Genomic DNA, 7,413 nt, shown 5'->3' with positions numbered 1-7,413 from the left:
GAGAGTGTCGAACATTTTAAAGTAGAATTACAAAAATATATTAATTACTATAATACGAAACGGATCAAGGCAAAATTAAAAATGAGTCCGGTACAATACCGAACTCATTTTACACACGCTGCCTAATGAAATAACCGTGTCTAACTTTTAGGGGTCACTTCAGCTAGTTAGAAGTGAGGTGGGTTTTTTAGTATTAAAAATTTTAATTAAGACATACTTCCATTATTGAAGCTTTGAAAATGAAAATAAGGAGTCCTGTCATGCATTGGTATGAAAAATTAAATAAATATTTCCCGATTGAAGAAATGAAATCAAAAGAGCATTTGGAATCCTTGCTAAAAGAACGCTCAGAAATCTATCATAAAGATGAAGGACCTCTTTATGTGATTATGTATGCTGAGCTGGATAATTTTATCTTCATTGATTATCTCTTTGTTTCAAAAAATGCCCGTGGACAAGGGTTAGGCCATAAACTTTTAGAAAAAATGAAACAAAAAGAGAAACCAATCATTCTAGAGGTGGAGCCTTTCAATTATGAGGACACCGATACCGAAAAAAGGCTGCATTTTTATAAACGTGAAGGCTTTGAGCATGCCAATTCAATTGGTTATCGAAGAAGATCATTGGCGACTAATGAAATAAATCAAATGGAAATACTTTATTGGGCACCCCATCACGAATCTGAGGAAATGATATTCGAAGCGATGAAAAAAACATATGATTTGATTCATACTTATAAAGATAAGCATTTCTATGGTGAATCGTATGAGCCGGTTGAAGAAGTTTTGACCTTCAACGAAAATTCAGAAAGTGAAAATATTTTTAACCAATTATAATAAGAATCCATTTTATCAAAAAGGATGAGGTTAACAGTTTTTACTTAAAAGATTGTTAACCATTTTTTTTGCACAAATTCGATGGGTGCAAAAATATTTTGCGCAAAATAAATAAAATAATATGCTTTTTGCAAATAAAATTTGCACTTTAATGGTCAAAAATCTATATTTCATGCAAAATTTAAAGTTGGCACGGAACTTGCATTTTATTCAAACGGAACAACTAATAGGGAGGATTGCCGAATATATAAAATACTGCATTTCAGGAATTTTTCTAAATATTCGTAAGAAACAAAAGAAAGCATAAGAATGGAAAAGGTATGTTATAATTTGGCGGTAGAAGTTGAAATTTTTTATTAGTGTAACAGAGTTAATAAACAGGAAGGAAGTTGAAAGAATGAGTAACGGAATTTTCAAAATCCCAACACCTAAAAATGAGCCTGGCAACACATATGCCCCAGGTACAAAAGAAAGAGAAACATTAAAAGCTGAATTAAAACGCCAATCTGATATCGTAGTTGATATCCCTGTGATTATTAATGGCGAAAATATAAAAACAGATACAGTGAAGCAAGTGGTTATGCCGCATAATCATCAACATGTACTAGCAAACTATTCTCAAGCTGGAGAAAAAGAGTTACGCGAAGCTGTAGAAGCGGCAATGGCTGTAAAAGAATCATGGGAAAATACGCCATGGGAACATCGTGCAGCTATTTTCTTAAAAGCTGCAGATTTAATCTCTGGTCCTTACCGTGACGTAATGAATGCTGCTACGATGTTAGGTCAGTCCAAAACAGCTATTCAAGCTGAAATTGATTCTGCACAGGAATTAGTAGATTTCTTACGTTTTGGCGTGGATTATGCGAATCAAATTTATCAAATTCAACCTGAGAGTATGAAGAATGTTTGGAATCGTTTAGATTACCGTGCATTAGATGGTTTTGTATTGGCCATTTCTCCATTTAACTTCACAGCAATTGGCGGGAACTTACCATCAGCTCCTGCAATGATGGGGAACGTAGTCGTTTGGAAACCAGCAACAACTTCTATACTAGCAAACTACTACTTTATGCGTATTTTAGAAGAAGCAGGATTACCAAAAGGCGTAATCAACTTTGTACCATCTCGTGGTTCACAAGTATCAGAAGTAGTATTAACTGACACTCGTATGGCTGGGTTCCATTTTACTGGATCAACAAGTACGTTCCAAACAATTTGGAAAACAGTGGGAGAAAGCATTACAAACTATAAATCTTATCCTCGTTTAGTTGGTGAAACAGGTGGTAAAGACTTTGTATTTGCTCACGAAACAGCACAAGCAGATAAAGTAGTAGCGAATCTTGTTCGTGGTGCGTTTGAATACCAAGGTCAAAAATGTTCAGCGGCTTCTCGCGCTTACATTCCAGCTAGCATGTGGGAAGAAGTAAAAGCAGGATTATTGGAAGAAACTTCGAAGCTTAAAGTAGGGGATGTAAGAGACTTTACAAACTTCATGGGTGCGGTAATTGATAAACCGGCTTTTGATTCGATTACAAGCTATATCGACTATGCTGCAGCATCTGAAGAAGCAGAAATTATTGCTGGTGGTACTTATGATGATTCTGTGGGATATTTCGTTCAACCGACAATCATTGTGACAACAAATCCAAACTTCAAAACAATGGTAGAAGAAATTTTTGGACCAGTATTAACAATCTATGTATATGAAAATGATAAATTAGAAGAAACATTGGATGCAGCAGATACAGCGTCTATGTATGCATTAACAGGTGCTATCTTTGCACAGGACCGTCAAGCAATCGCTCACTTAGAACGCCGCTTATCTGGCGCAGCTGGTAACTTCTATATCAATGATAAACCAACTGGTGCGATGATTAATCAGCAGCCATTTGGTGGTTCTCGTGGTTCTGGTACAAATGATAAAGCAGGTTCTGTATTTAACATGATTCGTTGGACAAGTCCTCGTGTTATCAAGGAAAATTTTGCTCCAACCACAGAAATTACCTATCCATTTATGGATGCGGAATAATTTAAAATTAACTTTACATGCAAGCTAAATCAACATCTGAGATGCTATAAAATATGTTATTAAAATACCCGTACTTGAGTAAAATAGGAAAATCCAACTCAAAATCTGACCGAAATCTTAAAAGGAGCGAAAAAACTTGATAGTAACAGAAGAAAAACTTTACTGTCCTTTTAATGGAACTATTGAGGAAGTTCTGACAAAAGAAAACAGCCATGTTTACGAATGGGAGAAATTGTTCTTAATTAAAACAAACAATGGATCGATTGAAGAGATTTCGATCGGAATTAGCGGGTATATTACATCCTTAGATGTTAAGAATGGACAGAAAGTTGATTCTGATACCGTCTTAGCTACAATTAAAGATGATTTGAAAATAACTGGCTGTGATTAATATAATTATAAAAAATCCTCTTACCGTATGCGGTAGGAGGATTTTTCATTAAAACACACCGAATAAATTGATTAAAAACAGCATAAGCGGAATCGTCGATAAAGATATGATGGTTGATATGATGGTCGTTATTGCACCCATTTCTTCATCTGCAGAATATTTGGCAAATAGAATGGAAGCAAGCGTTAAAGTTGGCATCATCGATTGAACCAAAAGCGTTTGGATTATTTCCGGACTCAAGCCAAAGAAATGGATTAAAAAGGCAACTGAAAATGGTAAAAGAATTAATTTAACCATTAAAGGAATCCAAAGTTGGTGACCTTTTTCTCGTACCTTTGCACGTTGTATGGTCATTATTAGTATGCCAATATAAAACATAGCCAGCGGTGTTGCGAGGCCAGCAAGCTGATCCGTTAAGTGAACGATGAAAGAAGGAGGCTTAATGTTAAAATAGGCAACCGCTAATCCAAAAACAATTGCAGCAGTGGGCATATTTAACATAGATTTTAATGTTTGTAAGGCAAATTTTCGATCTTTTTGCAGAATGATGACTCCGATCGTCCAAATGGTAAAATCCACTCCGGCATCAAATATGGCGGCATACAACGCAGCTTCTGGTCCAATCAATGTAGCGCATAACGGAATTCCGATAAATCCGGTATTTCCCAAACCAGACATTAAAGCAATCTCTCGTTTTTTTGGTGAATCCCCTTGAAAGGTAATGGATAAAATCCAGCCAATTCCAATTCCAAGAAGATTAATCAAAATCGATAAAACAAAAACAATGAGGATGGATGTAAAGATTCGGGCATTCAGGTCCACTTTAAAAATACTGGATAGAATAATACAAGGCATTGCAATATTTACAATTAAATTAATAAACAGTTTCCTTGTATCATCATTAAACGAAAAAGTTTTTGATAATAGGACACCAATAAGGATCAAAAATGTAATATTAATAATGGATTGAAAAACGATTGAAAATTCCATAGTAAATCTCCATTCTACAGGACAATCTTATTAGATTATTTTGGTTTAATAAACGAACGAATGTTCTTTAATTCATTTTACTCTTGATAAAGACTATATTTTTCCCCATATGTTACTTTTAATCTTCCATGTGTTTACAACCCAATATTCTGTTCTTTAAATAGTTGATTTAAATATTCTTAATATTTAAACTAAATATAAAATGAAAAACAAGAAATTGCAATATTTTTTATTTGTTTTCCCTTTTTTTCTTTTGTTTTTCCATCATTTTCTCAGATTATTAATCAGCTTAAATAGTATTCCCGCAATCGGCATCACCCGTCATCAAGGACAAAGTGGGGAGGATGGTGCGGGACGATCGCATTCATATCTGAAAGGGCCGCTCCCAGTCACTTCAAATTTATTTTGGAAACACATTTTTTGTATTTTAATATAACTATTTGTATAGGTAATCTCCTCTTTTAAATGGACCATTTTATTTTCACCATCTAACGAATACCTTAATATATCTGCTAAATTTTCAACCATATCGTTCAGTTAAGTACGGGAAGTTTATGGGGATGCAACGGTAGATTTAAAAAAACCGAAAATGGCAGCGGAAGATTTTTCTTTCTTCTTACAAAAAGCTTCTGGCTGCTTCTATACCATTGGTGCAGGAAATAAAGAGAAGGGCATCATTTACCCGCATCACCATCCGCGGTTTACTTTTGATGAAGATGCAATGGAATATGGTGTAAATATTTTTCTGCATGCTGCATTTAAAATATTAAACCAATAGGTAATCGTTTAAGCAGTTCTCCCATCTTTTGGGGGAACTGTTTTTCTTTGATTTTTTTTCAACTCAAATTGCTATATACTAATTTAGTGGGAAAATTTGCGCATTGGAGCGTTTTATATTAAATATTTCTTTATTAATAAAAAATAGGTGAAAAAAATGAACTTTGATTTAAATCATTTCAAGCATTTAAAGGATTATGACAATATTTTAGTAACGGACGAAAACGGAACAGTGATTTTTTATGATATGGCGGATTTAAAAGTTCTAAATGATATTGGACTTAGGCCTGAAGAATTTATAGGCACAACTGTCATGAATCCATATCGAAATCTTACCTTTGAAAACAGTACAATTATAAAGGTTTTAAGAAGTGGTGAGGCCGTTTGTAATGTGAAACAAGAACTAATAATGAAAAGTGGAAATTCGTTCTTTTTGGTGAATTCTACCTATCCGATAAAAGAAAATGGGAAAGTAATTGGTGCAATTGAATTTTCAAAGCATTTTTATTCAAAAGAAAATATTCAATCTTTAGATAAATTTGCGAAGCATAAGGTGTTTCGGAAAAATAATACACTTTATACCATCGATAATTTGATAACGGCTAATCCCAAAATGGAAGAGATTAAAAACAAAATCGTTAAAATTGCGAAAACCAATTCAACCGTTTTAATTTATGGAAAAACGGGAACTGGAAAAGAGGTTGTTGCTCAGTCCATTCATAATTTAAGCGACCGATTCAGCGGTCCGTTTATTTCCCTTAATTGCGGGGCATTCCCTCCTAATCTAATGGAAAGCACCTTGTTTGGAACAGTAAAAGGAAGCTTTACAGGCGCAGTTGACATGCCGGGGGTTTTTGAACAAGCAAACGGCGGTACCTTATTTTTGGATGAAATCAATTCACTCGATCTACATCTTCAAGTAAAGCTTTTAAAAGCCATTGAGGAGAAAATGATTAGAAGAATCGGCGGCACGAAAAATACAAGCGTAGATATCCGGGTGATTTCAGCTACAAATGAAGATCCGGATCAATTAGTAGCTGAAAAACGCTTAAGAGACGACCTGTTTTACCGATTAGGAGTAGTCCAAATAGATTTGCCAACACTGGCCGAACGGCAGGAGGATATCGAGAGGCTGATTGAATATTATATTGAGTTTTATAATAATAATATGAATATTCACATTGATGGTGTCGCTCCCGAGGTATTGAAATGTTTTAAGAGGTATCAATGGCCCGGGAATATCAGGGAACTGAAAAATGCAATTGAAACTGCTTTTAATAACGCAACCACTAACGTTATCAAATTGGATGACATTCCGAAGAGAATTAGGGAGAATCATGAAACACACTTGCCTCTAGGTATAGAAAATCATGCTGAGTGCTTAAAAGAGGCGGTTGAACATTTTGAAAAAGAAATGATACAAAGGAAACTAACAAACATGAATGGAAAACTGACAGACACCGCTAAAAGTCTAGGTGTCTCGAAACAATTACTAAAATACAAAATGGAAAAATATAAATTATGATGATATAACGGCTAATGAAATGCTAAATTCAATAGCCGTTTTTTATTGTTTTGTAAAAAAAATTTTACGATGTAAAAACATTTTTACAAAACTTTCATATCTAAACCAGCCATTGTTTCTAGATGCAAATATTTTTAAAAGGGGAAATCGTGAAAATACTGCGGTTTATCCGAGTTTTTATAAAATTAGTTCAAATATAGCAGAAAAGAGGGAAAGTGGCATAAAAATTGCATTTACTAAGTTAAGGATTATTTTATTAAAAAATAGAAACTTTTTAATAGATTGAATGGAATAGCTTTTGTTACCCAGCCAATCTTCTTATATGCGGAGATTGAAAGCTATCTTAAAAATTTAGGTGCAGAACGAACAAAGACCACTTATGCTGTTCAATCGATGCTACCAGCAGGAATCAAAGTTGCATTTTCTTCTGATGCGCCCGCAACGGCTTGGGCAGATCCAGTGAATCCTTTTGTTGGATTAAAATCTGCGGTTACACGATTCGCATATGATGGAACTGACCTTGGTCAGGATCAAAAAGTTAATATGGAAACTGCTATCCTCCTCTATACAAAAGCGGCTCAAGAAATTACTAGAATTCCGTTTATTGGTCAGCTCGCTCTTGGCTACCATGCTGATTTTATCGTTTTAGATTAAGATATTCTTTCAATTAGCCCGGAAAGAGTTGAGAAAACAAAAGTTGTAGAAACCTATATGGGGGGAATTTGGTTTTTCAACGTGGCGTTCTAGCTAATCATTAAAAAAACATATTCATTATGCAATGCAGCCGGCAGTAAATATTTTAAATTTTCATAACACTGCCGGTTAGCTTTTTGTTATATAATATATAATATAATGAATATTCAAG

General features: G+C 34.4%; 8 protein-coding genes and 1 pseudogene. 7 read left to right on the top strand and 2 right to left on the bottom strand.

Features of this window, described 5'->3' with window-relative positions; genetic code table 11:
- From BIV60_RS28935 to BIV60_RS26840, 4 genes are all read left to right on the top strand, one after another.
- On the top strand, positions 1-126 hold a 126-nt coding region (locus BIV60_RS28935), incomplete at its 5' end, for an IS3 family transposase (protein WP_141770553.1).
- 134 nt (positions 127-260) lie between these two features.
- Complete coding sequence (locus tag BIV60_RS26850; protein ID WP_071358719.1) at positions 261-836, top strand: GNAT family N-acetyltransferase; 576 nt, start codon at positions 261-263, stop codon at positions 834-836.
- A 397-nt stretch (positions 837-1,233) separates the two neighbouring features.
- Entirely contained in the window at positions 1,234-2,865 is a 1,632-nt protein-coding gene (gene pruA, locus BIV60_RS26845; RefSeq protein WP_071358718.1) for an L-glutamate gamma-semialdehyde dehydrogenase, read from the top strand.
- Between the two features lie 136 nt (positions 2,866-3,001).
- A complete protein-coding gene (locus BIV60_RS26840) occupies positions 3,002-3,256 on the top strand; it encodes a biotin/lipoyl attachment domain-containing protein (RefSeq protein ID WP_071358717.1) in 255 nt (84 codons plus the stop codon).
- A gap of 48 nt (positions 3,257-3,304) precedes the next feature.
- Here BIV60_RS26840 and BIV60_RS26835 read toward each other — a convergent pair whose 3' ends face one another.
- Both BIV60_RS26835 and BIV60_RS31115 read right to left on the bottom strand, forming a co-directional pair.
- Positions 3,305-4,246, bottom strand: coding sequence for an AEC family transporter (locus BIV60_RS26835; RefSeq protein WP_071358716.1), 942 nt, complete (start codon positions 4,244-4,246; stop codon positions 3,305-3,307).
- Between the two features lie 324 nt (positions 4,247-4,570).
- Entirely contained in the window at positions 4,571-4,774 is a 204-nt protein-coding gene (locus BIV60_RS31115) for a histidine kinase (RefSeq protein WP_083402485.1), read from the bottom strand.
- A 16-nt stretch (positions 4,775-4,790) separates the two neighbouring features.
- Here BIV60_RS31115 and BIV60_RS26830 point away from each other — a divergent pair.
- The 3 genes and pseudogenes from BIV60_RS26830 to BIV60_RS26815 form a co-directional block, all read left to right on the top strand.
- Positions 4,791-5,024: pseudogene (locus BIV60_RS26830) on the top strand (M20/M25/M40 family metallo-hydrolase); the annotation flags it as partial.
- A gap of 156 nt (positions 5,025-5,180) precedes the next feature.
- Positions 5,181-6,548 (top strand): sigma-54 interaction domain-containing protein, encoded by a 1,368-nt coding sequence (locus BIV60_RS26825; RefSeq protein ID WP_071358714.1) that lies wholly within the window; start codon positions 5,181-5,183, stop codon positions 6,546-6,548.
- A 282-nt stretch (positions 6,549-6,830) separates the two neighbouring features.
- Positions 6,831-7,202, top strand: a complete 372-nt coding sequence (locus BIV60_RS26815; RefSeq protein ID WP_071358712.1) for an amidohydrolase family protein — start codon at positions 6,831-6,833, stop codon at positions 7,200-7,202.
- The last annotated feature ends 211 nt before the right edge of the window (positions 7,203-7,413 follow it).

The organism is Bacillus sp. MUM 116, assembly GCF_001866655.1.
Taxonomy (GTDB): domain Bacteria; phylum Bacillota; class Bacilli; order Bacillales; family Cytobacillaceae; genus Neobacillus.
Note: the sequence above shows the minus strand (reverse complement) of the source record. Positions and strands in the feature narration are given on the sequence as shown.

Excerpts from the sequence above, each read along its gene's own strand:
- BIV60_RS26835 (WP_071358716.1), bottom strand. The coding sequence starts at position 4,246 with ATGGAATTTTCAATCGTTTTTCAATCCATTATTAATATTACATTTTTG.
- BIV60_RS26850 (WP_071358719.1), top strand. The coding sequence starts at position 261 with ATGCATTGGTATGAAAAATTAAATAAATATTTCCCGATTGAAGAAATG.
- pruA (WP_071358718.1), top strand. The coding sequence starts at position 1,234 with ATGAGTAACGGAATTTTCAAAATCCCAACACCTAAAAATGAGCCTGGC.
- BIV60_RS31115 (WP_083402485.1), bottom strand. The coding sequence starts at position 4,774 with ATGGTTGAAAATTTAGCAGATATATTAAGGTATTCGTTAGATGGTGAA.
- BIV60_RS26825 (WP_071358714.1), top strand. The coding sequence starts at position 5,181 with ATGAACTTTGATTTAAATCATTTCAAGCATTTAAAGGATTATGACAAT.